General features: G+C 65.2%; 1 protein-coding gene. It reads left to right on the top strand.

The genetic code is table 11. The features are described 5' to 3' along the window. Nucleotides 1-851: 851 nt before the first annotated feature. Nucleotides 852-1,214 carry a DUF5132 domain-containing protein gene (locus ABD369_RS40545; RefSeq protein WP_344641652.1) on the top strand — a complete coding sequence of 121 codons (363 nt, stop codon included), beginning with the start codon at nucleotides 852-854 and terminating at the stop codon, nucleotides 1,212-1,214. Nucleotides 1,215-1,553: the final 339 nt, after the last annotated feature.

Genomic DNA, 1,553 nt, shown 5'->3' with positions numbered 1-1,553 from the left:
GAAGCGGCGCCAGGCGCTCCCACTGGGCATCCGTCAGATCACTCCTACACCCCATAGTCATATCAACGACTCAACTGATCGCCAGGACACTGCCTAGGCGGGCGACGGCGAGCTGATTCCGCGTTGCGTGACCGTGTGTGAGCGACGGGTGCCGAGCCGGCATTTCACCTGCGGTCTTCGTGGCGTCTCTCCGCTGTCCCGTCGCGGCGGTGTCGTCTCTCCTCCGGCGGCTGATCAGAGTGAAGGCCGGTTTGCCGAGCGCGATCCGTGACGCGTTCCGGTTCGATCGCGGCGGATCCGGCGCCTGTCGCCTCGGGCGCCGGCGCCGCGGCGAGCGGATGGCGGACGGCGGCTTCCCCGGCCGCGACCACGCTTCCCGCAGCCCTGCCCTGGCGGGGCTGCGGGAAGCGGAGACATCGCAACCGTGGCAATGGCTAATGGTCTCGGAAAATAGCATGAGATGGTTGTGGCGGAGTGAGTGTCACTGTTGGTGAGGACCGTTCCTCCTGGCGGGTTGAAGAGCACTCGCATGGGTGAAACAGGTGGATCTGGTTTGGTCCGGACCGACATGAATCGACTAGCGTGTCGATCAGCGGGCGCTGGGTCTCGCAATGCGGGAGCATCGGATGTGTGGACCCTCCGGATATGCGAACCGTCCGTCGAATAGTTCTGGGAATATTTCCCGGGGAGCGAAATTCTCAGCTCTGCGCGGGAAGTGTCCCGGTCTGTTCGGCGTGACGCGGATCCTGAATTCCGGAGTGGGTGCTTCCGTCCGCCTAGCTGTGCGCTGTTCCGGTGTCCCCAGTGGCCGGAGCGCCTGTCGTACGTATGTGTTGAGAGGATGGAGAACCATGCCGCCCGTCGTACCGCCCTTCCTGGTCGGCCTGATCGTCGCACCACTGGCCAAGCGTCTTCTCAAGCCGCTGATGCGAGGCGTCGTCAAGACGTCCGTCGGTCTCGCGATGGAGGTGAAGAAGGCGGCCCACGAGGCCGGAGAGAACATTCACGACCTCGCGGCCGAGGTGGCCGCCGAGATGGTGGCGGCTCAGATCGCCGCGGGAGACATGATGCCTCATGGCGCCGACAGCGCGAGGAGCGCTACCGGCGGTGCCTCCGACAGCGGGAGGGGTGAGCCCGCCGCCGGCCGCTCCGAGAGCGATGTCCGGGCGGCTGCCAAGATTCGCGCGACCGCGGGTTCCGGAAAGACGCTCTGAGGCAGGCCGGGGTGACAGTCCGGATCGTCTCTGTGCCGGCTGTTGTGCGAGTTCCCGGATCCTGTCGACCGGTTGAGGGTTCTCCGTGTGGGCGCGCATTCCTTCCATGGGAAATGCGCCCACGCGGTGGCCGGTAGTGCGCTAGAAAAGCAAGTAGTCCCGACCTCGAGAATTTCCGATCTGTCGCAGTAATCCGTCGTGCCCGTGGCGGTTTTTGCGACCTCTGCAAACAGGTGATCGTACACATGTCATCTCTGCTGGGTGCCGCAGCCGGGTATCGCGCCGTGGATGTGGAAGTGCGTCCGCGCTCGGTCATTCCGGGTCGGCAGCGCTGGGACG

It is taken from the genome of Kitasatospora cystarginea (assembly GCF_039533515.1).
In the GTDB taxonomy this organism is placed as follows: domain Bacteria; phylum Actinomycetota; class Actinomycetes; order Streptomycetales; family Streptomycetaceae; genus Kitasatospora; species Kitasatospora cystarginea.
This window is presented reverse-complemented; position numbering and strand designations above follow the sequence as displayed.

Bases quoted from the DNA above. Each gene is read 5' to 3' on its own strand.
- ABD369_RS40545 (WP_344641652.1), top strand. From the start codon at position 852: ATGCCGCCCGTCGTACCGCCCTTCCTGGTCGGCCTGATCGTCGCACCA.